This is a genomic window from Cellulomonas sp. Root137 (assembly GCF_001426725.1).
Lineage (GTDB): Bacteria > Actinomycetota > Actinomycetes > Actinomycetales > Cellulomonadaceae > Cellulomonas.
Genome location: NZ_LMFG01000001.1, coordinates 1,911,740 through 1,937,732, shown reverse-complemented (window position 1 = coordinate 1,937,732; position 25,993 = coordinate 1,911,740). Strand labels below are relative to the sequence as shown.

21 protein-coding genes are annotated in these 25,993 nt (G+C 73.0%); 8 read left to right on the top strand and 13 right to left on the bottom strand.

Annotated features, from left to right (window positions below; genetic code table 11):
* Positions 1-27 precede the first annotated feature (27 nt).
* Complete coding sequence (gene rfbD, locus ASD18_RS09255; RefSeq protein WP_056089710.1) at positions 28-873, bottom strand: dTDP-4-dehydrorhamnose reductase; 846 nt, start codon at positions 871-873, stop codon at positions 28-30.
* A 127-nt stretch (positions 874-1,000) separates the two neighbouring features.
* On the opposite strand from rfbD, the gene ASD18_RS09250 reads away from it, so the two are divergent.
* Both ASD18_RS09250 and ASD18_RS09245 read left to right on the top strand, forming a co-directional pair.
* Positions 1,001-1,618 (top strand): dTDP-4-dehydrorhamnose 3,5-epimerase family protein, encoded by a 618-nt coding sequence (locus tag ASD18_RS09250; RefSeq protein WP_056089707.1) that lies wholly within the window; start codon positions 1,001-1,003, stop codon positions 1,616-1,618.
* Between the two features lie 3 nt (positions 1,619-1,621).
* Complete coding sequence (locus ASD18_RS09245; protein WP_056089705.1) at positions 1,622-2,557, top strand: glycosyltransferase family 2 protein; 936 nt, start codon at positions 1,622-1,624, stop codon at positions 2,555-2,557.
* A 21-nt stretch (positions 2,558-2,578) separates the two neighbouring features.
* On the opposite strand, the gene ASD18_RS09240 is transcribed toward ASD18_RS09245, so the two are convergent.
* Positions 2,579-4,684, bottom strand: a complete 2,106-nt coding sequence (locus tag ASD18_RS09240; RefSeq protein WP_056089702.1) for a DUF2142 domain-containing protein — start codon at positions 4,682-4,684, stop codon at positions 2,579-2,581.
* Between the two features lie 106 nt (positions 4,685-4,790).
* Positions 4,791-7,364, bottom strand: a complete 2,574-nt coding sequence (locus ASD18_RS09235; RefSeq protein ID WP_056089700.1) for a glycosyltransferase — start codon at positions 7,362-7,364, stop codon at positions 4,791-4,793.
* A 159-nt stretch (positions 7,365-7,523) separates the two neighbouring features.
* On the opposite strand from ASD18_RS09235, the gene ASD18_RS09230 reads away from it, so the two are divergent.
* Positions 7,524-7,781 (top strand): hypothetical protein, encoded by a 258-nt coding sequence (locus tag ASD18_RS09230; RefSeq protein ID WP_056089697.1) that lies wholly within the window; start codon positions 7,524-7,526, stop codon positions 7,779-7,781.
* Positions 7,778-9,304 (top strand): glycosyltransferase, encoded by a 1,527-nt coding sequence (locus ASD18_RS09225; RefSeq protein ID WP_056089694.1) that lies wholly within the window; start codon positions 7,778-7,780, stop codon positions 9,302-9,304. The genes ASD18_RS09230 and ASD18_RS09225 overlap by 4 nt, the downstream gene beginning before the upstream one ends.
* A 6-nt stretch (positions 9,305-9,310) precedes the next feature.
* On the opposite strand, the gene ASD18_RS09220 is transcribed toward ASD18_RS09225, so the two are convergent.
* From ASD18_RS09220 to ASD18_RS09200, 5 genes are all read right to left on the bottom strand, one after another.
* A complete protein-coding gene (locus ASD18_RS09220; RefSeq protein ID WP_056089689.1) occupies positions 9,311-10,681 on the bottom strand; it encodes a glycosyltransferase family 4 protein in 1,371 nt (456 codons plus the stop codon).
* Entirely contained in the window at positions 10,678-11,883 is a 1,206-nt protein-coding gene (locus ASD18_RS09215; protein WP_056089685.1) for an ABC transporter ATP-binding protein, read from the bottom strand. Before ASD18_RS09215 ends, ASD18_RS09220 begins: the two co-directional genes overlap by 4 nt.
* Positions 11,880-12,713, bottom strand: coding sequence for an ABC transporter permease (locus ASD18_RS09210; protein ID WP_056091933.1), 834 nt, complete (start codon positions 12,711-12,713; stop codon positions 11,880-11,882). Before ASD18_RS09210 ends, ASD18_RS09215 begins: the two co-directional genes overlap by 4 nt.
* Complete coding sequence (locus ASD18_RS09205) at positions 12,710-13,597, bottom strand: class I SAM-dependent methyltransferase (RefSeq protein WP_162251734.1); 888 nt, start codon at positions 13,595-13,597, stop codon at positions 12,710-12,712. Before ASD18_RS09205 ends, ASD18_RS09210 begins: the two co-directional genes overlap by 4 nt.
* Before the next feature lie 91 nt (positions 13,598-13,688).
* On the bottom strand, positions 13,689-16,358 hold the full coding sequence (locus ASD18_RS09200; RefSeq protein WP_156387923.1) for an N-acetylmuramoyl-L-alanine amidase: 2,670 nt from the start codon (positions 16,356-16,358) through the stop codon (positions 13,689-13,691).
* 115 nt (positions 16,359-16,473) lie between these two features.
* Between ASD18_RS09200 and rfbB the strand changes: the two genes are divergently transcribed.
* The 3 genes from rfbB (at position 16,474) to ASD18_RS09185 (ending at position 20,186) form a co-directional block, all read left to right on the top strand.
* A complete protein-coding gene (gene rfbB, locus ASD18_RS09195) occupies positions 16,474-17,469 on the top strand; it encodes a dTDP-glucose 4,6-dehydratase (protein WP_056089675.1) in 996 nt (331 codons plus the stop codon).
* A gap of 73 nt (positions 17,470-17,542) precedes the next feature.
* On the top strand, positions 17,543-18,790 hold the full coding sequence (locus tag ASD18_RS09190; protein ID WP_235522308.1) for an LCP family protein: 1,248 nt from the start codon (positions 17,543-17,545) through the stop codon (positions 18,788-18,790).
* Positions 18,791-18,794: 4 nt separating this feature from the next.
* Positions 18,795-20,186 (top strand): LCP family protein, encoded by a 1,392-nt coding sequence (locus ASD18_RS09185; protein WP_235522307.1) that lies wholly within the window; start codon positions 18,795-18,797, stop codon positions 20,184-20,186.
* A 7-nt stretch (positions 20,187-20,193) separates the two neighbouring features.
* Here ASD18_RS09185 and ASD18_RS09180 read toward each other — a convergent pair whose 3' ends face one another.
* The 3 genes from ASD18_RS09180 to ASD18_RS09170 all read right to left on the bottom strand — a co-directional run bounded on the left by ASD18_RS09180 (position 20,194) and on the right by ASD18_RS09170 (position 23,186).
* On the bottom strand, positions 20,194-21,318 hold the full coding sequence (locus ASD18_RS09180; RefSeq protein ID WP_056089672.1) for an acyltransferase: 1,125 nt from the start codon (positions 21,316-21,318) through the stop codon (positions 20,194-20,196).
* 71 nt (positions 21,319-21,389) lie between these two features.
* The gene (gene purE / locus ASD18_RS09175; RefSeq protein ID WP_056089670.1) at positions 21,390-21,929 is read right to left on the bottom strand and encodes a 5-(carboxyamino)imidazole ribonucleotide mutase; all 540 of its coding nucleotides are present in this window, start codon (positions 21,927-21,929) and stop codon (positions 21,390-21,392) included.
* Between the two features lie 90 nt (positions 21,930-22,019).
* Positions 22,020-23,186 carry a 5-(carboxyamino)imidazole ribonucleotide synthase gene (locus tag ASD18_RS09170; RefSeq protein WP_056089667.1) on the bottom strand — a complete coding sequence of 389 codons (1,167 nt, stop codon included), beginning with the start codon at positions 23,184-23,186 and terminating at the stop codon, positions 22,020-22,022.
* 128 nt (positions 23,187-23,314) lie between these two features.
* On the opposite strand from ASD18_RS09170, the gene ASD18_RS09165 reads away from it, so the two are divergent.
* Entirely contained in the window at positions 23,315-23,815 is a 501-nt protein-coding gene (locus ASD18_RS09165) for a GtrA family protein (protein WP_082573703.1), read from the top strand.
* 25 nt (positions 23,816-23,840) lie between these two features.
* On the opposite strand, the gene ASD18_RS09160 is transcribed toward ASD18_RS09165, so the two are convergent.
* Together ASD18_RS09160 and ASD18_RS09155 are read right to left on the bottom strand one after the other, a co-directional pair.
* Entirely contained in the window at positions 23,841-25,163 is a 1,323-nt protein-coding gene (locus ASD18_RS09160) for an ATP-binding protein (RefSeq protein WP_056089664.1), read from the bottom strand.
* A 3-nt stretch (positions 25,164-25,166) separates the two neighbouring features.
* Positions 25,167-25,868: a response regulator transcription factor gene (locus tag ASD18_RS09155; protein WP_056089661.1), complete on the bottom strand. Its 702-nt coding sequence runs from the start codon at positions 25,866-25,868 to the stop codon at positions 25,167-25,169.
* Between the last annotated feature and the right edge of the window lie 125 nt (positions 25,869-25,993).

The window sequence follows — 25,993 nt, the reverse complement described above, 5'->3', positions numbered from 1 at the left end:
GTTCCGGTCAGGAGCCGGGCCACCGGATCAGGCCAGGACGGTCGGCGCCGCGACGCCCCAGCGCTCCCGCCAGTCGGCGATCGGGGCGACTCCGGCGTGCACCAGGGCGTCGTGCCCGAGCACCGAGTAGGCCGGTCGCGGGGCGGGTCGCACGAACGCCTCGCTCGTCGTCGGCCGCACGATGGCCGGGTCGAGGCCGGCCGCGCCGACCACCGCCTGCGCGAACCCGTGCCACGAGGCCGAGCCCGACGACGTGCCGTGGTACGTCCCGCTCGGGGCACCCGCGGTGACCAGCCGGACGACGAGATCGGCGAGGTCGACCGTCCACGTCGGCTGCCCGACCTGGTCGGCCACGACGTCCAGCCCGCCACGCTCGCGCGCGACCCGGGCGATCGTCTTGGGGAAGCACGGACCGCCGGCGCCGTACAGCCACGCCGTGCGCACCACGAAGTGGTCGTCGTTCGACGCCCGCACGGCCCACTCGCCCGCGGCCTTGGTGCGGCCGTACGCCGAGCGGGGCGCGAGCGCGCCGTCCTCGGGGTAGGGAGCGTCGGCGGCACCGTCGAACACGTAGTCGGTGGAGATCTGGACGCTGCGTGCACCCGCCGCCCGTGCGGCGCGGGCGAGCAGCGCCGCGCCGGTCGCGTTGATGGTGAACGCCGCGGCCTCCTGGGTCTCGGCGTCGTCGACCGCTGTCCACGCCGCGCAGTTGACCACCACGTCGTGCCCGCGCACGGCGCCGTCGACCGCCGCCTCGTCGCTGATGTCGAGCTGCGCGCGGTCTGCCGCCGTGACCTCGTGCCCGTCGTCCGTGAGCCGACGAACCAGGTCCTGGCCGAGCATCCCACCCGCACCTGTCACCAACCAGCGCACCGTGCACTCCTTCGATCGTCGTGTCCGGGCCGTCGCCGCACAGTCCGCCAGCCTAGCCGCGCCGCTAGGATGGGCGGTCGCTCCGGCCGCGCGTGGACCGGGTGCCGACCGACGGAAAGAGGACGACGTGGAGTTCCGCGAGCTCGAGGTCCCGGGGGCCTGGGAGATCACCCCGAAGCAGTTCGGCGACCCGCGGGGCGTCTTCCTCGAGTGGTTCAAGGGCGGCCCGTTCGCGGAGGCCGTCGGACACCCGCTCGACCTGCAGCAGGCGAACGCCTCGGTCTCCGCAGCCGGGGTCCTGCGCGGCATCCACTTCGCCGACGTCCCTCCGGGCCAGGCCAAGTACGTGACGTGCGCCAAGGGTGCGGTCCTCGACGTCGCCGTCGACATCCGGGTGGGCTCGCCCACGTTCGGCCGCTGGGACAGCGTGCTGCTCGACGACGTCGACCGCCGGGCGATCTACCTGTCCGAGGGCATCGGTCACGCCTTCATGTCGCTCGAGGACGACTCGACGGTGCTGTACCTGTGCTCGACCGGCTACTCCCCCGGTCGCGAGCACGGCATCCACCCCCTGGACCCCGAGGTCGGCATCGACTGGCCGACGACGGGCCGGGACGGACGCCCCCTCACGCCCCAGCTGTCGGACAAGGACCTCGCGGCACCCTCGCTGTCCGAGGCGGCCGCGCAGGGGCTGCTGCCTACCCTCGCCGCGGTCCAGGAGTACGTCGCGTCGCTGCGGGCCTGACGCGTGCCGATCCCGTCCGACGGCCAGGCCGTCGTGCTCGCGGTCGTCGTGACCTACCGGCCGGACGTCGCGGCCACGTCCCGGCTGCTCGGGTCGCTCGCGGCGCAGGTGCAGGGCCTCGTCGTCGTGGACAACGGCAGCGACCCGGACGTCCGTGCGCGGCTGGCGGAGGCGGTCGAGCTCGTCGGCGGCGCTCTCGTCGCACTCCCCGAGAACCTCGGCATCGGCGCGGCCCAGAACGTCGGCACCGAGCACGCGCGTCAGGCGGGTGCCACGCACGTCCTCTTCTCCGACCAGGACAGCCTCCCCGCGCCCGACATGGTCGCGCAGCTGTGGGCGGGGTTCGAGCGCGCCGCGGCGCAGGGCGTGCGCACCGGCGCCGTCGGACCCCTTCCGGTCGACGACCGCGACGAGACGGCGACGCTCCTGTTCGAACCTCGGCGCTGGGGCCCGCGGCGCGCGCCCGTCCCCGACGACCCGAGTGCGCTCGTGCCGGTGGCGTTCCTGCTGGCGTCGGGCTGCCTCGTGCCGCTGGAGGTGCTCGACGAGGTCGGTCCCATGCGGGCGGACTGGTTCATCGACCACGTCGACCTGGAGTGGGGTCTGCGGGCGCGCCGGGCGGGCTACGCCCTGTTCGGCGTCGTCGGCGCCCGGCTCGGGCACCAGCTCGGCGACCGGCTCGCGAAGGTTCCGGGCCGACGACGTGAGGTCCACATCCACAGCCCGCTGCGGAACTACTACATGGCCCGCAACACGTTGCTGCTCGTCCGGTCGGGCCTCATGCCGGTCGCGTGGCGGGTCGGCTACGTCGCCTGGATCGTCAAGTACTCCGCGTACTACGTGCTGGCCGTCGCGCCACGGGGGCGGCGCGTGCGCGAGCTCTCGGCGGGTCTGCGCGACGGGGTGCTCGGGCGGGCCGGTCGTCGTCGCTCGTCCTGATCCGACCGGACGGCGCCCGCGTCAGAGGTAGAAGTGCTCGAGCACCACGCCGACCGCGGCCGCGTGGACGAGGAACACGACGAACGCGAGGACGAGGGTCGGGATCGTGGGCCCGATGCGACCCCGCGACAGCCTCGCGGTGAGAAGGCCGGGCAGCGCCAGGAGCGCGGGCACGGTCATGAGGGCGTACCTGCCCTGGAGGAGGTCGGTCCGGCCGGAGGCTGCGAAGTAGAAGTACTCGATGGCGTACAGCATCACGAGCGTCCCACCGATGAACCCGACGCAGACGGCGATCAGCCGGTCGAGCTGGGCGCTCTCGGGGGTGCGCATGCGCCGGATCGGCAGCACGACGAGCCACGCGACCACCGCGACGGCGATGAGGATCTCGAGCCGCCAGAGCGCCCCGTAGACGACGTCGGGCAGCGGGGTGTTCACCCAGCCGAAGTTCCCCCAGAACTGGTGGTCCCAGATGTTGCGGAACTCGGCGACGTTGGAGCCGAACTGCGTGCTCAGGTACGTGCGGATCCCGCGGGAGGCGGCCGCGTCGGGGTCCGTGGGGAACCCGTTGCTCGTCGCGACACCCACCAGCCGCGCCAGGACCAGCCACGCGCCGTACGTCAGCGCGACCCCGGCCGCGGCCAGGAGCGGCTCACCGACGAGGACCTTCCAGTCCCGCACCCGGCCGTGGACCTTGCCCAGGACCCAGCCGATCGCCACGGGGATGGCGGCGGCGATCGCGAACGGCTTGCCGAGCAGGCCGAGACCCACCACGGCCCCCGCGAGGAGCATGAGCCAGGGAGCCCGCGACCGGGTGGTGAGCCGCGCGGCGATCCACAGCGCACCGAACCCGGACGCGATGACCAGGGCGTCGTTGTTCACGATGGCGAACTGGTGGGCGACCATCGGCTGGAGCGCGACCGCCAGCGCGAGCCCGGCCTGGGCCCAGGGCTTGCGCGGGAACACCTCGCGGCCGAAGAACCAGGCGAGCGCGGCGGCTGCCATCCCGAGCAGGACGGACCACAGGCGGATCGCCTGGACCTGGTCGACGGTGTCGTCCGGGGCGGCGAGGTAGAACGGGACGGCCGGGGCGTAGTAGCCCGGCGGGTACCCCGCTGCCGGCCCCGCTCCGTCCGTGTACGTGTCGGCGTCGGCGTCGGCCTCGGTGAGCGCGCGCGCCGCCTCGTCGGAGTAGTCGGGCCGGTCGGTCGGGGCGATCGCGGTCACGTTCATGCCCAGGCTCGCCTCCTGCAGCGATGCGCTGTAGGGCGTGTGCGGATGACCGGGCTCGAACCTGTTCGGGAGCTCGCCGGTGGTGGCCATGAACTGGACGCTCGAGAAGTGGGCGCCCTCGTCCATGCCCTGCAGCGGCGGGAGCAGCGCGGTCCAGAGGAGCCCTCGGACCAGGACGAGCGCGAGGATCGCCCACAGGCCCCACCGCGGACGCAGGAGCAGCACGACCATCGCGGCCGCCCCGAAGACGACCAGGGCGATGATGCCGAGCGGACCCGACCAGAACGAGCCGTACACGCCCATCCGGTCGAGCGCCTCGCTCACACGTCCGGCCGCCCCCGTGTCGGGGTCGTACGCGGTGATCACGGTGTCCTCGCCGGTGTCGGCCGTCCACACCGACGGGCCGTCGCCGCTGTTCGGGGCGAGCGAGATCGTGAGGTCGTACGTGCGTCCGGCCGAGTCCTCGACCGGATCGACGGCCACGACCTCGGCGAGGCGGTTGTCCTCGAGGTCGTCGCAGTCGAGCGTGCTCGACCCGACCTCGACGCCGGTCTCGGCGTCGGTCAGCCGCGCCTCGAGCGTGCAGTCGATGGTGTCCAGGTACGTCGCGAAGATGAGGGAGACCGCCTCGAGGCGATCGTCGAGGGCGACGACCTCGCCGCGGTACGGCTCGTCCGCGGTGATCTGCGGCAGGGGGTCACCGAGCCGGTCGTAGTGCTCGGACGTCGCCGCGGCCACGGGGCCGCCGATCTGGGCGAGGACGGTCAGCACGCCCGCGACGAGCGCGACGGCGAGGGCGACCACCACGACCCACAGCGGGGCTCTCCGCTCAGGTGCGTCGGCCGGCAGGGTCGCCGTCTCGTCGTCCTGACCGCGCACGGTGGTGTTGCTCGACATCAGCTGGGATTCCCCGGGTTCTCGTCCTGCGTCTCGACCGTCATGACCCCGAGGTCGGGATGCCGGCACCACGGGTCGCCGAAGATCCTCTCACGCGCGTCGCCCTCTACAGCCCGATCTTGCGCCGTGCGGCCCCGATCGACTTGATCACCACACCACGCGCACCGGCCGTCCGGTAGACCCGCACAACTGCGTCGACCGTCGGGCGCGCACGCCCGGGAATCCGGGCCTTGCGCCCGTCCGACGGTATGCCCGGGTACGGCTCCACGAACGCGTCCGCCGCGCTCAACGGCTCGTCGTCCGCGACCGGCTCCCAGGTGACGGTGCGCTCGCGGCCCCCGTCCCGCACGTGCTGCGCCGCGTCGCGCAGGATCGACTCGTAGACCGCCGCCTGGCGGTGGGGCGAGAGGGTGAGCAGCGCGTGCCGGCCGGCGCGGCGACCGATCGCGGCGCGCTCGGCGTCGTCGTCGAGCAGCCGCGCGAGCGACGTCGCCCACTCGTCGGCGCCCGACGCGAGCAGCCCCGTGCGCCCGTGCTCGATCACCTCGGCGAACGGCTGCGTCGGCGTCGCGATCGTCGGCGTGCCGACCATCGCGGCCTCGAGCCACTTGATCGCCGACTTCGACTCGTTGAAGACGCTGCCCGGGACCAGGGGCGCGAGGTTGACGTCGACGTCCCGCAGCAGCCGCGGCAGCTCGTACCAGGGCACCATCGGCTGGCGGCGGACCCGCTCCCCCATCTCGTCGAGAGCCGGGGTCGGTACCAGGTGACCACCGAGCCAGAGCTCGACGTCGGGGCGGGCGCGCATGACCTCGAGCACGGCCGGCTCCACCTGCGCCCAGTCCGCGTCGTGCGTCGTCGTGCCCGAGAAGTAGCCGATCCGCAGGGGTCCGGCTCCGCGGGGTGCAGCGGCGGCGCGCTCGCTCACCTGCGCGAACGCCCGACCCACGCCGTTGGAGAACCGTCGCGTGGGCAGGCCCGTCAGCTCGCCGACGCGCTCGCAGAGCAGCTCGGTGCTGCCGACGTAGAGGTCGGCCGCCTCGAGCGTCGTGCGGTAGCGCTCGACCCCGTGCCACCAGAGGTCCTGCTCGGCGTCGGAGAGCGCGTCGAGCCCGTGCACGCTCCCGCGCAGCGAGGGGTCCACGATCAGGTCGTCGACGTCGAACAGGACCGGGACCACCCGCGGACGCGCGCGCACCCGCTCGACGAGCTCGAGGGTCTGGTACGTCGCCGGGACCCGGTACAGGACGACGGCGTCCGCGCGGTCGACGAGCTCGAGCAGCTCGGGGTCGCGGTAGTGCCGCACGAGCGGGGTGGCGCCCCGCGTCCGGAGCGCCTCGGCGGCGAGCTGCACGCGGTACCGCAGCGGGGCGCCGTTGATGCCCGTGATGAACAGGACGTTGCGCAGGAGCCCGTCCTGCGCCGTCTGCACCGCCCGCGCCGAGGCCACGGGGCCGTCGTCACCCGCCTCGCGGTCGCCGAGCAGCTCCGCGTACACGCTCGCGAGCCCGTCCACCTGGTCGCTGGCGCGGCGCAGCGTCGCGGCCGGGGAGTGCGCCCGCATCGACGCGACGAGCGCGGGGTCGGCGACGAGCCGGCTCAGGGCCGTCGCGAGCGCACCGGCGTCCCCGGCAGGGACGACCACACCGTTGCGGCCGTCGTCGACGGCCTCCTCCGGCCCGAGGGTGTCGGTGCACACGACGGCCAGGCCCGCCGCGAGCGCCTCGCGCGTCACGATGGAGTGCGACTCACGCATGACGGAGGGCAGGACCAGGACGTCGTGCGACGCGAGCACCTCGCGCAGCTCCTCGGGGCGGTACGGCGCACGGGAGACGACCGCGTCCGGCAGGCCGGACGGAAGCTCGCCGGCGCCGAAGAGGTCGAGCGTCCAGCCGGAGGCGGGCAGGCGGCGCGCCGCCTCGAGCAGCACGGGGAGCCCCTTCATCGGGTCCGCCCCGCCGGTGAACAGGAGCCGGAGGGGGCCCTCGGGCGTGTCCGCCGCCCGCGACGCGGCGTGGACGGAGACGCCGTCGAGGACCTCGTCCGGAACTCCGTTCTCGTCGACACGCAGGATGGCGGGGTCGACACCGTTGGCGGCGAGCACCTGAGCGGCGCTCGCCGAGGGCGCCAGGACCAGGTCGGCGTTGGCCAGGTGCGCCGTGAGGCCGGTGTTGCGCCGCAGCAGCCACTCGTGGTCGACCTGGCAGGCGCAGCCGCCGCAGTCGACGACCAGCGAGCACGGCCGCATGTCGCGATCCACCAGGAACTGCCGGGCGCACGACCACCAGAAGTCGTGCATGGTCACGACGACGGCCGCGCCGGAGGCCTTGGCGGCGTCGACGAGCCCGCCGCCCAGGGTCTGCAGCGAGTGGATGTGCACGACGTCGGGCCGGACGTCGGCGAGCCAGCCGGCGAAGTCGGCCGCCACGTCCGGGTTCTCGCTGTTGCGAGGATCGGCCCATCCGGTCCACGGGGTGGTGACGATCCAGCGGACCTCGACCCCGGCGCCGTCCGACTCGGTCCACGTGGACAACGGCTCGCGGTCCGCGTCGAGGTGACCGGCGTAGACCCACGACTCGTGCCCGCGTTCGGCCATTCCTCGGGCGACTCGCTGCGGCACCAGGGTGCCGCCACTGACGAAGTTCGGCGGGTAGTGGGCGGAGACCTGGACTACGCGCATCGGTTCATCCTAAGGGGGCCTCAGCGCCAGTCGTGCGAGCGTCCAGGAGTGCTATACCTTGTCGCCATGCCGCACGACTCAGGAACACCGTCGTTCCGGGAATGGCACGCTGCACTGGCCGCGAACGACGTTGCGGCCCGCGCTGCCGAGGACGCACGCGTGCGCTCCGCGGCCGTCGCCACGCTCGAGGAGAGACTCGACAGCGCCGCCGCCGAGCTGCGTGCGCTGCGCGCCTCGGTGACTCTGCGCGACCACCTCCTGCGTGAGCAGCAGGTGGCGCTCGCGGAGCGCGACGCCCGGATCGAGATGCTGTCGACCACGGTCGTCACCGGCGAGACCCGCCGCCCGCTGATGCAGCGAGTGCGGTCGCGCGCCCGTCGCTACGCCGCCGGGATGAAGGCCCGGATCGCCGCATGACCGTTCCGATCAGCCTGCTGATCGCCGACCCCGACCTGGACAGCGCCAGGCTCGCCCGCACCCTCGACTCGGTGCGCCGGCAGGCGCCCGCCACGTGCGACGTCGTCGTCGCCCGTCCTCGCACCGCGGACCACGCCGCGCCGGCCCTCGAGCACGGGTCGCACGTGCGGGTCATGCTCGTCGACCTCGGCACCACTCCCCCGCCGGACGTCCGGGCGCTGCTGCTGCAGACCGCCCTCAGCGCCGCCCGGACCACGTATGCCGGAGTCCTCGAGCCCGGTGACGAGCTCGAACCCGGCGTCCTGGCCGCGTGCCGCCACCTCCTGCACGAGAGGCCGGTCGACGTCCTCTACACGGACGAGCAGTACGCGGGCGAGGGCGGCGGCATCGTCACCAAGCCGGGCTGGTCCCCGCACTACCTCGAGAGCTACCCGTACCTGGGGCGCCTCTGCCTGGTCCGCACGGCGGTGCTGCGTGAGGTCGGCGCGTTCGCGCCAGGGCACGACGGCCTCGAGGAGTGGGACGCCGCCCTGCGGGTGACCGAGTCGACCACCTCGATCGCCCACCTGCCCGTCATCGCGGTCACGCGCCCCGCACCACCGGCCACGGGCACCGAGCGCGGCTCGGTCGCCGTCGTCACCGAGCATCTCGCCCGCACGTCGGTGGCGGGCTGGGCCGAGGCGGCGCTCCCGGCCCCCGGGGTTCACGTGTGGCGGACGATCGACCCCGAGCCGCTGGTGACCCTCGTCGTGCCCACCGCCGGCACGGTGCGCGAGGTCCGCGGTGCGGCCCGCCGGCTCGTCACGAACTCGCTGACCTCGGTGCGCGACCTGACCACCTACGAGCGCTGGGAGGTCGTCGTCGTCACGGGGCCGAACACCGCGCCCGAGGTGCAGGGCGAGCTGACGGCCCTCCTCGGCGACCGCGTGCGCTTCGCGTACGTCGACGGTCCGTTCAACTTCTCGCGGGCCGTGAACGAGGGCGCGCGCCACGCTCGCGGCGACCTGCTCCTTCTCCTGAACGACGACACCGAGGTGCTCGAGCCCCGGTGGCTCGAGCGGATGGTCTCGGTCGCGCAGGACCCGACCGTCGGCGCGGTCGGCGCCAAGCTCCTCCTCGAGGACGGGCTCATCCAGCACGTCGGCGTGGTCATGGGTGAGGGGCTGGTCCCGGCGCACGCGTTCGCGTTCGAGGCCGACGCCGACGACCGCGCGGGGGCGAAGACGCTGGACCACGACTACGTCGCGGCGACCGGCGCCTGCCTGCTCACCCGGACCGACCTGTTCGGGCGCCTCGGCGGCCTCACGGAGGCGCTGCCGCTCAACTTCAACGACGTCGACTACTGCTTGAAGGTCGGCTCCGCGGGCTACGGGGTGGTGGTCACGCCGTTCGCACGCCTCGCCCACTACGAGAGCAGCACCCGCACGCCCGCGCTCACGGCGCAGGACCAGGCGTTCCTCGAGCGGCACTGGACGCTGCGGATGGCCGCGGACCCGCACGTCGCGTTCCGCTCCGACCGCTGACGACTCTCAGCCGCGACCGAGCCGCATCTTGACGCGCTCGACCAGCAGCTTGGGACCGCCCGCACGCAGGTGCCGGGTCGCGGTCACGACGTCCCACCACAGCTGCTGCACCCGGTGCCGCGGTGCGACCCGGGCGCCGTGGCTGGCCCAGTCCGCGGCGCGGCGCGGCGCGCGGCAGAACTCCACCAGCGGCGCCAGCGCCCGGGACCAGCGGAACCGCTCCGCGACGACCGCGACGTTGGCGCGGTACCGGTCGCGGTCCGCGCTCGAGACGAGCACGTGCTCCAACGCCTCCACGAGCGCGTCGACGTCCTGGGGCGGGACCACGCGGCCCAGGTCCTCCCGCTCGACCAGGTCGGCGAACGAGTCCCCCGCCGTGCACACGATCGGGAGCCCGGCCCAGAGGTAGTCGAGGATCCGCGTCCGGAAGCTGAACTCGGTCTCCACCTGCGGGAAGTGGCAGCTGACACCGAGGTCCGCGTCGAGCAGGTAGCTCGACCGCTCCTCGTACGTCACCCAGGTCTCGTTGAAGAACACGTGCGTGCCCGTCAGACCCAGCTCGTCGGCGAGGGCGCGCGTCTGGGTGGCCACCTGCATCTCGGGGACGTCGGGGTTCGGGTGCTTCATGCCGAGGAAGAACAGTCGCACCTCCGGTACCCGGGCGCGCAGCACGTCGACCGCCCGGACCAGCGTGATGGGATCGAACCAGTTGTAGACGCCGCCACCCCAGAGGATGACCTTGTCGTCCGGCCCGATGCCCTCGACCTGACCCTTGATCGCGTGCCGGTGCTGCACGGGCGGCTCCTCCGGCAGGCCGAACGGCGCGATCCGGATGAGCGAGTCCAGGCTGGGGTCGTCCTCGTAGGTGAGCGGGTTGATCCGGCCGCGCCCCGCGAGGTGGCCGATCCACAGGTCGCGCTGGCGGTGTGACGCACACAGGAAGAAGTCGCCGCGGCCGGTCTGGGCGTCGAGCTCACGCAGCGCGTTCGCGAGCGCCGCATCGCGTCGCGCGAGCGGCTTGAAGCGCTCCACCTCCAGGCTCTCGAGGTGGAACGGGTCGTACAGGTCGACGACGAGCACCCGGTCCAGGGAGTGCAGCCACGGGAAGGTCGCGACGACGAACCCCTGGACGACGACCACGTCCGACCACTCCACGACCCGGCGGAAGTCCGCGACGTCGACGTGCTCGACGGCGAAGGCCTCCGTCGACCGCTCGGCGCGGCCGAACGTCACCAGTCGCACGTCGTGCTCGCAGCCCAGCAATGAGGCGATCTCCCACGCCCTGATCGCCGGGCCCGCCATCCGCTCGGTGATCTGGTCGAGGGTCACGACGACGACCCGACGCCGGCCCCCCGCCCCCCCCGGGTCCTGCGTCATGCGCGCTCCACGCTCGAACGGACCTCGGACCACCGAGGCAGCAGTGCCATGGGCCCACCCGACTCGCGGACCGGCCCGTGGTCCACGCTGAACCGCCCGGCGTCGCGCAGGTAGTCGTAGGTGTGCGTGGTCGTGCTGTCCACGATCGACGCGAGCACCACGAAGCTGCCCGGCTGCAGCGCGAGGCTCGGCAGGTGGCAGTCGACCGACCCTCGACCGGAGATGCGATCGACCCTCAGCCCCGCGTCGCGGGTGTTGCTGGCCCACAGGTAGGTGCCGTCCGACGTCTCGATCGCGAGGCCGAACACGGGGTTGTCGATCGGTTCCTTCGCGTCGAAGTGGATGCGCACGATCGCCTCGTCGCCGGAGCGCAGCACGGTGCCGCCCCGCTCGGGGAGCACCTCCACGCTGCGGACCCGCCCCTCGCCCGAGCCCCAGCGCACGCGCCCCTGCTCGTCGACCTGCACGTCGGAGTGCGTGGAGTCGAGGTAGCGCTCCAGCACCCCCGCCGCCGGACCGGTCTCCTTCAGGACGCCCTTCTCCAGCCACGCCGCGTGGTCGGCCATCGCACGCAGCGACGGCATGGAGTGCGAGACGACGACGACCGTGCGGCCCTCGCGCTTGAACGTGGCGAACTTCTCCGCGCACTTCTCCTGGAACGCGGCGTCGCCGACCGCGAGCACCTCGTCGACCAGCAGGATCTCGGGCTCGACGTGGATGGCGACCGAGAAGCCGAGCCGGACGTACATGCCGGACGAGTAGTTCTTCACCGGCTGGTCGATGAACCGCTCGACCCCGGAGAACGCGACGATCTCGTCGAACTTGCGGTCGATCTCGGGCCGCTTCATCCCGAGGATCGAGCCGTTCAGGTACACGTTGTCGCGGCCGGACAGCTCGGGGTGGAAGCCGGACCCCACCTCGAGGAGCGCGGCCATCCGTCCGCGCGTCACGACGCGGCCCTCCGTCGGGAACAGGATCTTGGCCAGGCACTTCAGCAGCGTCGACTTGCCCGACCCGTTGTCCCCGACGAGCGCGAACGTGCTCGCCTCGGGGATCTCCAGGGCGACGTCGCGCAGAGCCCAGAACTCCTCGTACTGGGACCGTCGGCGGCGCATGACGGCCGCCTTCAGCGTCTGGTTGCGCTCGTGGTAGATGCGGAAGCTCTTCGAGACCTGCTCGACGGAGACGGCGGCGGGGCTCACAGCACCTCCGCCAGACGCTCGGTGTGCCGGTTGAACACCCAGGCCCCGATCATGAGTGCGGCGACGGACCAGATGACGCACCAGAGGGAGTCGCCCAGGTCGGGCATGCGGTTGTCGTACATCAGGTTCCTGAACACCTCGGCGAACCGTCCCATCGGGTTGAGCTCGTACAGGTCGAGCACGGTGACCGAGCCGAACAGCGGGCCGATCGACGCGGACTGCTCGGCGACGAGCCGCACGGGGTACACGATCGGGGTCAGGTAGAACCAGATCTGCAGCAGGATCGCGACGAAGTGCTGGGTGTCGCGGAAGTACACGTTGGCCACGCTGAGCATGAACGCGATGCCCAGCGAGAAGCACGCGAGCAGCACCATGAACACGATGACGAGCGGCAGCCACACGAACAGCTGGGAGCCGACGAGCACGAGCACGACGGCCAGGACAGCCATCTCGATCGACCACTGGTAGACGGCCGAGAACGTGCTGGCGACGACCAGGGTCGAGCGCGGGAAGTACACCTTCTTGATCAGGTTCTCGTTGCCGACGAGCGCGCTCATGCCCCCGTTGACCACCGCGGTGAAGAAGGTCCACGGCAGGAGCGCGCACATGAGCCACAGCGCGAAGATGTCGAGGCCGCTGGGGTCACCCGCGTCGGGCTCCATCCGGATGATGAAGCTGAAGACCACCGTGAAGATGAGCATCTGCGCCAGCGGGTTGGCCAGCGACCACAGCTGACCGAGCGCCGTGCGCTTGTACTTGCCCTTGACCTCACGCCGAGTGAGGTTGACCAGCAGCTCTCTCGAGTCGCGCAGGTCGGCGACGAGACTCACGCGTCGCCCCTCGACGTCGCACGGCGCACGGCCGCGTACCACCGGCGCGGCACGCTCAGGGCGCGGAACCCGAGCGTCGAGCGCAGGGCCTCGACGTCGTGCTCGGCGGCCTCGCGCGCGGCGCGCTCCTCGTCCCGCTCGCGCTCGGCACGAGCGAGCTGCTCCTCGGCCTCCGCGGCGCGCTGGGCGAGCAGGGTGACGGCAGACTCGCCGTCGTCGACGACGGCCCGCACGACGAACTGGTACGTGTCGGCGTCCGGCTGACCGGCGAGCCACTCGACGACACCTGCCGGCAGGCCGGCCGCGTCGATCTCGACCTCGACGCCCAGCGGGTCGGCGGTGGTCCGGCGGACGTCGACCGGGGCGAGGCCCGCGGAGGCGAGCATCTCGAGCAGCGACCGGCGCGTGAAGAAGCGGATGTGCGTGCGGTCCAGCAGTCCGGTGTCGGTGTACCTCCACCGTCCCTGCAGCAGCGCGAGCCGCAGCGACCCGTGCGCGACGTTGGGGATCGAGATGACCACCGACCCGCCCGGAGCCAGCAGCGGGACGGCGTTGCGCAGGACAGCCACCGGGTCCATCAGGTGCTCGAGCACGTCACCGAGCACCAGCACGTCGAACGAGCCGGCGCCGAACTCGGCGACGAGGTCGAAGTCGTTGAGGTCCGCGACGACGAGCTTGTCGAGGAACGGCCGGGCCTTCTCGGCGGCCTCCGGCACGTACTCGACCCCGCTGACGGTGCAGCCGTTGGCACCGAGCGCCTCGGCGAGGTAACCCGTCGCACACCCCAGGTCGAGCACACGGCGGTTCGGCCCGACGAGTGCGATCAGGAGGCCGTGACTGGTGTTGTCGGCCGCCGGGTCGATCGTCGTGTCGTACTGGAACATCCGTGCTCGCTTCCGTCGCAGCCCGCGGCTGGCGAGCCGCGCCATCATACCGGTCCAGGTCAGAGGCCCCTGGAGCCCCTGGGGCCGGACGTCAGCGGAAGTAGCCGAAGACGTCGCCCACCAGGTGGGTCGAGCCGAGGTTGTTGTACACCCGGATCGCACCGCCCGACGATGGTCGCACGACGGCGACGTTGGACTCGTCCCGTCCTCCGCCGGTGTTCAGGTCCGACGTCGCAGGCCTCGCCACGTCGCCGCTCCACGCCGTGATGTACGTGGCCCACGCGGTCTGCTGGGTCGCGGTGACGTTGATCACGACACCGACGGCACCCGACGGCACACCAGCGGCCGCGCCGACGGCGAAGTCGCGGGTCTGCCCGGCTCCGAGAGCTCCCCCGGCCGTACGGGTGTCGAACGCGCGGACCGGCTCGATGGGGGTGAACGCCGCCCCGGGGCCAGGCCCGTACCAGCCGACGAGGTCGACCACCGCGTCCGCGCTGCCACCGACGTCGCGGACGTCGAGCGCGCCGCCGGCGAGCGCGACCGTCGCGCGGTTGGTGGCGTCCCCGGCCGGTCGGTGGTTCACGGTCGAGGCCGTCGGAGTGGTGCCCTTGGGCACTGCGGCGAGGTAGCCCGCAGCGCCGGCGCCCACGGACGTGATGTTGACCACGACGGCCGAGGCGTCGGACGGCACGCCCGCGATGCCGGCGACCTGCACGGAACGGGTGCCGCCGGACTGCAGCCGCGGTCCGGACAGCCGGGTGTCGAGGAGGCGTGCCGGCGTGGCCAGCGTGTGGAACCCCGCCCCGCCCGACGCCATGTAGTAGCCGGAGACGTCGACGGCCACGTGGATCGAGCCCGTGTCGTTGTAGACGCTGACCTTCCCCTCGCCCCCGACGCCCACGACGACGTGCGCGGCGACGGTCCTGCCCGGGTCCGTGTTGAGCACCGACGAAGGAGGCATGGCCTGCCCGGCGGGCCAGGCCCGCAGGTGCGTACGCGAGGTGGCGTGGACCGCGGTGACGTTGAGCGCGACCGCCTTGGCGTCGGCGGGCACCCCGGCCACCCCCGTGACCGGGACGTCCATGCGGGACGCGGGGCCGAGCGAGGTCAGCGAGGTCCGCGTGTCGGCGATCCGCTGGGGCGTGATGGGCACGAAGGTGAGGTCGGAGCCCAGCGGGACGGGTGCCACCGTCGGCGGGTTCTGCGAGCCGGTGACCTCCACCGCCAGGGAGTACGGCACGACGGGTACCCCGGACGCGCGGTCGGTCGCCTCGAGCAGCAGCCGGTAGGGCCCTGTCCCGACCACGCCGCCGGGTCCACGTCCGTCCCAGCGCGCCACGAAGATCCCGCCCGACGGCACGGAGCCGGTGGTGCGCGAGACGAGGATGCCGGTGCGCGCGTCGGTCACGGACAAGGCCCAGTCGAGGTCGCCGAGCGCGCCCGCCTGGACGTCGACCGGGACGCCACGCGCCACGGACGACGTCACCGTCGGTGTGGGGTTGACGAAGCTCGCGCCGATGATCTGGCGTGCTCGCGCACGCAGCCAGCCGAGCGTGTTGTAGCCGAGCTGCCCCGGGCACGCCGTGAACGCGACGTCCCGGTGCCCGAGCACCACCGGCAGCGCGATGGTCGTCCCCGCGGGGTAGCGCGAGTTCTCCCCACCGAGCGTCGTGTAGCTCGTCGTGCTCGCGGGGTCGCGGTGGTACGCGGACAGGCGCCACGCGATCAGCCGTGCCACGGACTCCTGCACGCTCGCGGACGGCGTGATGCTGCTGTAGTCACCGAGCATCGAGATGCCGACCGTGCGCGTGTTGAAGCCCCCGGCGTGCACCCCGATGACCGCCTTGAACGAGCTCTCGGCGCGGCCCTCGTAGATGTTGCCCCACTTGTCGACGAGGAAGTTGTAGCCGATGTCGCACCAGCCGCGCGCCTGCTGGTGGTAGCGCTGGTCGTTGCGGATCTGCGCCATGGCCTCGGCCACCGAGCCGTACGAGTTCGGCCCGGCCGTGTGGTGCACGACCGCCGCGACGAGCGTGGACGCGACGTCGAACGCGCACGCCTGCGGCGCCGCGCCCCACTGGTCGCGCGTGTAGAGCGGGGGTCCGGCGACGGCCGCCGCGATCACGGCGGACGTCCCGTCGGACGTCGAGGCGTCCGGGGAGCCGTCGTCGGCCGCGGCGGTCCGTGCACCCCCGGTGCCCGCCGTGGTCTCGACCGGGCCGGTGCCGACGAGGGCGAGCCGGACGTCGTCGGGCGTGCCGGACGCCGGGAAGGACAGCTGGACGGCGTCCGCGCCGCCGATCCAGACCGAGCTGGTTCCTCCGCGCAGCGTCCGCGCGCTCTCGGCGGTGCCCGCGTCGGGCGTCGTCGCCTCGTCGCCGAGCTCGACCCAGTCCGTCCAGGTGGTGCCCGTGCGCGTGCGCACCTCCACGTCGACCGCCACCGCGGGGTCGGCCCAGGTCACGCCGAGCGACTGCCGCCCCGCGACCGGGACAGCGGCGGTGCGCACACGGTCGGCACCCTCGGGCTGGTCCGCCGCGATCGTGCCGGCGGCGGTTGCGGCACGACGGCCGGCGGCGCCCGCGGGCAGGACGACGACCGGGGTCTCGTCGAAGCTCGCAGGGGGTGGCGCGGTCGTCGCGCTCGCTGCCGACGTCGGGGCGCCCGCAGGGGCGACGCTCTGTGCCGGGGCACCGGCTGCAGCCGGTGTGGCCCCTCCCAGCACCATCGCTGCGGCCACGACGAACACACGTATCGACATCGATCCTCCCCCGGCTTCCCAGGCAGTGTCCGGGGGGTGCCCGCCGGGGTCAAGGACCGGGGGTCGGCGCGCCCGATATGATCTGCGTGCTTCCCACCCCTCCTGGAGGTCCCCCGTGCACCTGCTCGTCACCGGCGGAGCCGGCTTCATCGGCTCCAACTTCGTCCACCAGACCGTGCGAGAGCGCCCCGACGTGCGGGTCACCGTGCTCGACGCTCTGACGTACGCGGGCGACGAGCGCAGCCTGGACCCGGTCGACGGGAAGATCGTCTTCGCCAAGGGCGACATCGCGGACCCGGACATCGTCGACAGCCTGGTCAAGGACGTCGACCTGGTGGTGCACTTCGCGGCCGAGTCGCACAACGACAACTCGCTGCACGACCCGTGGCCGTTCGTGCGGACGAACGTCATCGGCACCTACCAGCTGCTCGAGGCGGTCCGCCGCCACGACGTGCGCTACCACCACATCTCGACCGACGAGGTCTACGGCGACCTCGAGCTGGACGACCCGGCCAAGTTCACGCCGGACACCCCGTACAACCCCTCCAGCCCGTACTCCTCGACGAAGGCGTCGTCCGACCTGCTGGTGCGCGCGTGGGCCCGCAGCTTCGGCGTGCGCGCGACGATCTCGAACTGCTCGAACAACTACGGCCCCTACCAGCACGTGGAGAAGTTCATCCCGCGGCAGATCACCAACGTGATCGACGGGGTCCGCCCCAAGCTCTACGGCTCGGGCGAGAACGTGCGCGACTGGATCCACGTCGAGGACCACAACAGTGCGGTGTGGGCGATCATCGAGCGCGGCCGGCTCGGCGAGACGTACCTCATCGGCGCGGACGGCGAGGAGAACAACAAGACCGTCGTCGAGGACATCCTCGAGATCATGGGCCAGTCGGCGGACGCCTACGACCTGGTGAGCGACCGCCCCGGGCACGACCTGCGCTACGCGATCGACTCGACCAAGCTGCGCGAGGAGCTCGGCTGGGCGCCCCGGTACGAGAACTTCCGGGCCGGCCTCGAGGCCACCGTCGCCTGGTACCAGGCGAACGAGGCGTGGTGGCGGCCGCAGAAGGACGCCACGGAGGCGAAGTACGCGCAGCTGGGTCGCTGATCTGCACAGATCCTCCACGACGCCACTGCCTGCACTCCGCCGGTCGGCCTGACCGCTCTCCTACGATCGTGCGGTGACCTCCCGCCACGCTGCTGTCCCACGCCCTCGCGCCGCCCGGCACGCCCGGACCCTGCGCGCCCACGGGGTGCTCCGCGCCATCGCGCTCGGGGTGGCGGCGGTCGTCGTGTTCGGTGCCAGCGGTGTCGCGGCTGTCGCCGCCAAGCTCAACGGCAACATGGACAAGGTCGACGTCTCGGCGCTGGTCAACCCGATGCCCGAGGCGAGCAAGGAGCCGGACCCGGACGACCCCAACGCGGGTCAGGCCGTGAACATCCTGATCCTCGGCTCGGACCAGCGCGACGGGGAGAACGGCACCATCGGCGGCGAGGTCGCGGGCATGCGCTCGGACACCGCGATGGTGCTCCACATCTCCGCCGACCGGTCCCGCGTCGAGCTGGTCTCCATCCCGCGCGACTCCCTGGTGGAGATCCCGTCCTGCACCATGACGAACGGGAAGACCACCCGCGCCACGGAGGGCATGTTCAACACCGCCTTCGCGACCGGCTGGGACAACGGCGGGGACATGACGTCGGCCGCGGCGTGCACGATCAACACGGTGCAGCACAACACCGGCGTCACCATCGACCACTTCGTCGTCGTCGACTTCGCCGGCTTCCAGCAGATGGTCAACTCGATCGGTGGGGTGCCCATGTGCATCCCGAACGACATGACCTCGAAGCTGGCGGGGCTCTCGCTCAAGGCCGGGTTCCAGACGCTCGACGGCGGGACCGCCCTCGCGTACGCCCGGGCACGCAAGGGCGAGGGCGTCGGTGACGGCTCCGACACCAACCGCATCGGCAACCAGCAGAAGCTGATCGCGGCGATGGTGCGCGAGGTCCTCTCCCGGGACGTGCTGACCAGCCCGCAGAAGCTCATCTCGTTCCTGAGCGCGGCGACGAGCTCGCTCACGACCGACACCGCGATGTCGCTCACGAACATGACCGGCCTCGCCTACAACCTTCGCAACATCGACTCTGGCAACATCACGTTCATGACCATCCCGTTCGCTCCGGCGACGTCGGACCCGAACCGGGTCGAGTGGACCTCCGAGGCCGACACCGTCTGGTCCAACCTGGCGAACGACGTGCCCGCGCTCGGCGAGACCCCGGCGGCACCGCCGACCACCACCGCACCGGACCCGGCGGCGACCACGCCGGCGCCCGGGACGACCGAGGCTCCGGCCGTCACGCCGACGCCCACGGAGACGAAGGACGCCGGGAAAGAGGCGTTCTCCGTCGACGACACGACCGACGTCTGCTGACCGGATGAGCCCCGACGAGAAGACGTCGCGCACCCCGCCGCCGAGCTTCGCGCCCGGCTCGCCGGCTCGCCCGGCCCGGTCGAGCGACGCGGAGCCGATCGTCGTCGGCCGGCCCTCGCGACCGGCTCCGCCGCCGCGGACCGAGCGCGCTCCCGACGGCCGACCCGTCCGACCGACGCCGCCACCGGCGCCACGACCGGCGTCGACGGGCCGCCCGCCCACCATCGCCCCCGCGCAGTCGGCTCGCCCCGCCGGGCCCGCGACACCCGTCGAGGTCCCCGGACGTGGGGCCAGGCCGACCCCGGCAGCACCCGCCGCCGCGCCCCGGACGACCTCGTCGCGACCTGCGACCGGCCGGTCGCCGCAGCCGGCCCGACCCGCGCGCCCGCGTACGGCCGCCGGTCCTCCGCCGCCGCCCGCCTCGGCGACGTCGCAGCCCGGGACGCCCCGCCGTCGCCGGCTGGTCATCGGTGGGGTCGCCGTGCTCGTGCTCGCGGCCCTGCTCGCCTGGCCCATCGGCCTGCTCGTCTGGGCCAACGGCAAGGTCCAGCACACCGCCGCCCTCAGCGGCGCGGCGAACACCCCCGGCACGACGTACCTGCTCACGGGTTCGGACTCACGGGCGGACGGTGGTATCGCCCAGGACGGCACGGAGGGCGCCCGGACCGACACGATCCTCCTGCTCCACGTCCCGGACAGCGGCCCCACGGCGCTGATCTCGCTCCCCCGTGACACGTACGTCGACATCCCCGGGCAGGGCGCGTCCAAGCTCAACGCCGCCTTCGCGTGGGGGAAGGCACCGCTCCTGGTCCAGACGGTCGAGGGCCTGACGGGCCTGACGGTCGACCACTACGCCGAGATCGGCATGGCCGGGGTCGAGCAGATCGTCGACGCGGTCGGCGGCGTGAACCTCTGCCACGACGTCGACGTGAACGACGCCGACTCGGGCATGGTCTGGACGGCGGGCTGCCACGACGTGGACGGCGTCCAGGCGCTCGCGTTCGCCCGCATGCGCAAGGCGGACCCGACGGGTGACGTGGGCCGCGCCGAACGTCAGCGCCAGCTCATCGGCGCCGTCATGGGCAAGGTGCAGCCGAGCCAGCTGCTGTTCCGGCCGGGCCAGCAGGTCTCGCTCATCGACGCGGGCACGCAGGCGCTGACGGTGAGCGACGAGACCGGGATCGTCGACATGGCCAAGCTCGCCCTCGCGTTCCGGACCGCCAACAGCGCGGAGGGCATCACCGGCACGCCGCCGATCGCGAGCATCGACTACCGCCCCGGCGGCAACGCCGGGTCCACGGTCCTGCTGGACCCCGACACGGCCCCGGCGTTCTGGGTGGCGATCCGCGACGGCTCGCTGCCGCCCGGGCCCGTCGGCGGGATGCCCGGGGCCTGAGCCGGCGTCAGGCCATCGCCTCCACGAGGCGTGGGCCGCGCATGACACGGTCGAGCACGGCCGCCCGGGGACGCTCCAGGGCGGCGAGCGTGGCTCGCCGGAACCGCGGACCGCACGGGACCTCGACGTACCGGTGCACGGCCCACGCCATCGCCGTCACCAGCGCGAGCGCCGCTCCGAGGGCCGCCGCGGCCGGCACGTGGTCCGACAGGGCCCGGATGACCGCGAGGCCCCAGTACTCGTGCACGAGGTACAGCGGGTAGGTGAGCGCGCCGAGCGCGACCAGACCCGGGTGCTCCCAGCGCCGCACCCGCGTCAGCACGACGACCGCGACGGCGGCCACGCACCCCACGACGGCGATGCCGAGCAGCACCGTCGACGGCGCGTACCCGGTGGTCCGCTCGAGCACCGCCGCGCGCGACGGGACGACGAGGGCGACGGCCAGCACCGTGTTCATGCCCACCGCGAGCCACGGGAGCCGCCGACGGTCGCCGGACCGGCGGTCCTCGACCAGCACGAACAACGCCATCCCCGCCGCGAACAGCGGGGCGTAGTCCGCGATGAGGAGGGAGGCGAGGCCTGTGGCCCCGGCGTGCTCGGCGAGCAGGGCGGCCCAGGGCCAGGCGAGCGCGACACCGACGACGCGTGCGCGCGTGATCCCGACCAGCGAGAGCACGCCCAGCAGGAGGTAGAAGCGCAGCTCCGTCCAGAGCGTCCAGTACACCCCGTCGACGTGGTCGACGCCCAACGCCGACTGGAACATGGTGAGGTTGACCAGCACCTGCTCGGGCGTGACGGCCTTGCCCTCCGGCCACACGACGAGCAGGAGCGCGCCGGTGGCCAGCACCGCGACCCAGTACGCCGGGTAGAGGCGGGCGATGCGGGACGCGACCACGTGGGCGGTCGGGCGGCCCCACGCCGTCATGAGGATGACGAAGCCGCTGATGACGAAGAAGAGCTCCGGGCCGAGCGATCCGTAGCCGGTCCACCGGCCCACTCCCCCGAGGCGGTCCGCCTGCCCCTCGCCCCACGCGCTGCTCGTCCGGCCGGTGAAGTGATAGAGCACCACGGCGGCGGCGGCGAGGAAGCGGAGCCCGTCGAGGGCCGCGAGGCGCGGGCGGGAGGACGTCATCCGCTCGACGCTAAGCAGACCCCGCGCGGCTCGCACGCCGAGACGAGCGCGCTCACCGACCCTTCACAGGGTCAGACGCTGAACCCCACGCTGGGTCGCGCGCTCGTCTGCGCCCGCAGCCGCTCCCCCTTGCCGTCGGCCTGGCCCTGGAGGTCCTCCTGGAACGCGGCCATCGCCGCACGCAGCCGGACGGCCTGCTCACCCTCGCCCGAGGCGAGGATGCGGACGGCCAGCAGGCCGGCGTTGCGCGCCCCTCCGATGGAGACGGTGGCCACGGGCACCCCGGCCGGCATCTGCACGATCGAGAGCAGCGAGTCCATGCCGTCGAGGTAGGCGAGCGGCACGGGCACCCCCACGACGGGCAGGGTGGTGACCGCGGCGAGCATGCCGGGCAGGTGCGCGGCCCCGCCCGCGCCGGCGATCACCACGCGCAGGCCGCGGTCCGCGGCGGTGCGCCCGTACGCGATCATCTTCTCCGGCTGCCGGTGGGCCGAGACCACGTCGACCTCGACCGGGACGTCGAACTCGGCGAGCACCTCCGCGGCGGCCTTCATCACGGGCCAGTCCGAGTCCGACCCCATGACGATCCCCACCAGGGCCTGCGCTGCCATCACCGTCTCCGTCCGTGCACCTCATGAGCCACGGCGACGCCGCGCGCCCATCATGTCCCAGCGTGCGGGACGTGCGGTGCCCTGTTCGCGTCAGGCGGACGCGTCGCCCCGCAGGAGCGCAGCCGCGGCGACCGCCCGCCGCCGGACGTCGCCGAGGTCCTCGCCGCTGACGTTCACGTGCCCGAGCTTGCGCCCGGCGCGCACCTCCTTGCCGTACAGGTGCACCTTCGCCCCCGCGTCGAGCAGGGCCACGTCGGCGAGCGCCTCGGTCGGGTCCGCCAGGCTGCTGCCCAGCACGTTCGCCATCACGGTCCACGGCGCGCGCGCCGTGGTGTCTCCGAGCGGCAGGTCGAGCACGGCGCGCAGGTGCTGCTCGAACTGGCTGGTCACGGCGCCGTCGATGGTCCAGTGGCCGGAGTTGTGCGGCCGCATCGCCAGCTCGTTGACCAGCACCCGCGGTGGTCCGCCGGCAGCGTCCGCGACCTCGAAGAGCTCCACGGCGAGCACCCCGACGACGCCGAGCCCGTCGGCGATGCGCAGGGCCACGTCGACCGCCTCGGACTGCGTCGCCGGGTCCAGGTGCGGCGCCGGCGCGACGACCTCGGAGCACACGCCGTCGCGCTGCACCGACTCGACGACCGGCCACGTGCGCATCTCCCCGCTCGGCCGACGCGCCACCAGGACCGCGAGCTCGCGGGTGAACGGGACCTTCGCCTCCGCGAGCAGCGGCACCCCGGTGCCGTCGGCGACGGCGGCGAACCAGTCCGCGACGTCGGCGGCGCCGCGCACGACGCGGACGCCCTTCCCGTCGTACCCCCCGCGGGCCGTCTTCACCACGGCCACGCCGTCATGGTCCGCGAGGAAGGCCTCGAGATCGGCGTCGGACGGCAGGCTCGCCCAGTCCGGGACCGGGATGCCGAGCTCCGCCAGGCGGGTGCGCATGACGATCTTGTCCTGGGCGTGCACCAGGGCGGCGGCATCGGGTCGGACCGCGACGCCGGACGCCTCCAGCCGGTCGAGCAGGGCGTTCGGGACGTGCTCGTGCTCGAACGTCAGGGCGTCGGCGCCCTCGGCGAGGCGGACGATGGCGTCCTCGTCGGACGCGGCGCCCACAGGGGCGTCGACGACCACCTGGGCCGCCGACGACGTCGGGCTCTCGACGAGGACCCGCAGGTGCAGCCCGAGAGCGGTCGCCGCCGGCGCCATCATGCGGGCCAGCTGGCCACCACCGACCACGGCCACCACGGGTGCTGTCACGGGCGACGACACTAGCCGAGCGTGCCGAGGGGTCCGAAACGCTTCGCTCCCGTCCCGGACAGGTGTCACCCAGGATCGCGGGATATCCTCGGGGACCGTACTGGCCGACCGACGCCCCGAGGAGCTCCGTGAGCGCGAGCGACGAGCTGACCGCCCCCGTGGCCGTCGTCGTCCCCGTCGTCCCCGCAGCCCGTGACTCGGCCCTGCGGGCCCGGGCGTACGAGCTGGCCCGATTCCTGTCCGTCGGCGGCGTCGCGTTCGTCGTCGACCTCGGCCTGTTCAACCTGCTGCGGTTCGGACCGGGGCACCTGCTCGAGAACAAGCCCCTCACCGCGAAGATCATCTCCGTCGTCGCAGCGACGCTCGTCTCGTGGCTCGGCAACCGGCACTGGACGTTCTCGCAGCAGCGCACCAACCGGCCGACGCGCGAGCTCGTCGTGTTCGCCGCCATCAACCTGGTCTGCGCGGCCGTGCCGGTGCTGACGCTCGCGTTCTCGCACTACGCGCTCGGGCAGACGACCCCGCTGGCGGACAACGTGGCGACGGTGACCGGCATCGCCATCGGCACCGCCCTGCGCTACGTCAGCTACAAGCGCTGGGTGTTCACCGGGACGCACGCAGCCCTCTGAGCCGCCCTGCGCTCGGGCCGCGCGCTCAGCGCCGTCGACGGTCCGGGCGGGAGGAGACCACGGCACCGAGCGGCAGCACCACGTCAGGGCGCATGGACGCCGGGACGCCGGACAGGAACAGCGCGAACACCGCGGGCCGGCGCTGCGCGAGCTCGAGCCGGCCGCCGTCGGCGGAGGCGAGGTCACGGGCGAGCGCGAGCCCGAGGCCGGTGCCCTTCCCCGAGGTGACGGAACGCTCGAAGATCCGGGGGGCGAGGTCGTCGGGGACACCGGCTCCCTCGTCCGCCACCTCGATGACCACCGCACCCGAGGGGCCGCCGGGCCGCGACCGGACGGTCGTCGTGCCGGCGCCGTGCTTCAGGGAGTTCTCGACGAGCGTGGCGATCACCTGCGCCAGCGCGCCGGGCGTCGCGAGCACCTGGGTCGCGCGGTCCACGTCGACGACAAGTCGGCGGCCGTTCGCCTGGAACGTCGGCTGCCACTCCTCCTCCTGCTGGTGGACCACCTCGAACAGCCGGACGGCCTCCGTGGTGCCGCCCGCGACCCGGCGTGAGCTGGCCAGCAGGTCGTCCACCACGCGGACGAGGCGCTCGACCTGCTCGAGCGAGATGCGCGCCTCCTCCCCGACCGTCGGGTCGTCGGTGGCGAGCATGATCTCCTCGAGCCGCATCGAGAGCGCGGTCAGGGGCGTCCGGAGCTGGTGGGAGGCGTCGGAGGCGAACTGCCTCTCGGCGGCCAGGCGACCGGCCATCCGGTCGGCGCTGCGGGCGAGCTCGGCGGCGACCAGGTCGATCTCCTCGACCCCCGACGGTTCCAGGCGCGGACGCACCTGCCCCGCACCCAGCTGCTCGGCCGAGGCGGCCAGGTAGACGAGCGGGGCCGTCAGCCGGTTGGCCTGCCAGATCGCCATGGCGATGCCGGCCGCGAACGCGACGACGGCAGCGACGACGACGAGCGCGATGACCCGGGCGCTCAGCCAGAAGACGTCCCACCAGGACACGTACAGCAAGACGTTCGCGCCGGTGTCGGACTCGACCTGCACGGACAGGCTGCGTCCCTGGATGCGGTCCCCCGCCCGGTACACCTCGCCGTCAGGCGCCTGCACGACGACGGAGGCCGGGATGTCGCCGGGCCCGCCCGCGGCGTTCTCCAGCATCCGGTCGGTCAGGGCGATGTCCTGCTCCAGCCGGAAGTCCACCGCACGGGCGGCGTCCACGGCACGCGACTGGAGCGCCTGCATCTCGTTCTCGCGGACCAGCTGGGCACCGAGGAACGCCAGAGGAAAACCGAGCAGCACCACCGCGACGGTGACCGCCGCGATCGTCGCCTGCAGGACGCGACGACGCAAAGCTCAGGCCCGCTCGGACGCGCCCGCGCCGCCGGTCTCGAACCGGAAGCCCATGCCGCGCACCGTGGTGACGTAGCGGGGCGCGTTGGCGTCGTCGCCGAGCTTGCGACGCAGCCAGGACACGTGCATGTCGAGCGTCTTGGTGGAGCCCGTCGGGTCCGAGCCCCAGACCTCACGCATGAGCGTCTCGCGCGCCACGACGGTGCCCGCCGCGCCGACGAGCACGCGCAGCAGGTCGAACTCCTTGGCGGTCAGGTGCAGCTCCCGCTCCCCCTGGAACGCCCGGTGGGCGGCCACGTCGACGCGCACGTTCTGCGCGTGCAGCTCGTCCTCGTCCGCCGGGTCGCCGACGCTGCGGCGCAGCAGCGCCCGCACCCGCGCCAGCAGCTCGGCCAGCCGGAACGGTTTGGTGACGTAGTCGTCGGCACCCGCGTCGAGCCCGACGACCAGGTCCACCTCGTCGGCGCGCGCGGTGAGCACGAGCAACGGGGTGGTCAGGCCGAGGTTGCGGATGGCGCGGGCGACGTCGAGGCCGTCCATGTCCGGCAGACCCAGGTCGAGGACGACCAGGTCGGCTGCGGCGGCACCGTCGATCGCACCTTGACCCGTGCCTTGCACGCGCACGTCATAACCTTCACGCCCGAGGGCGCGGGCCAAAGGCTCGGCAATCGCGGGATCGTCCTCGGCCAGCAGCACCTGGGTCATTCGCCCATGCTAGGTCATGGGACGGTCTTGACCGCCACACGGGCACGCACAGATGTCCACGTGAACCACCTGCCCCCACGGGCGGACGACCGGGGCGTCCGGGTCGTCCTGCGGGAGCACTCCGT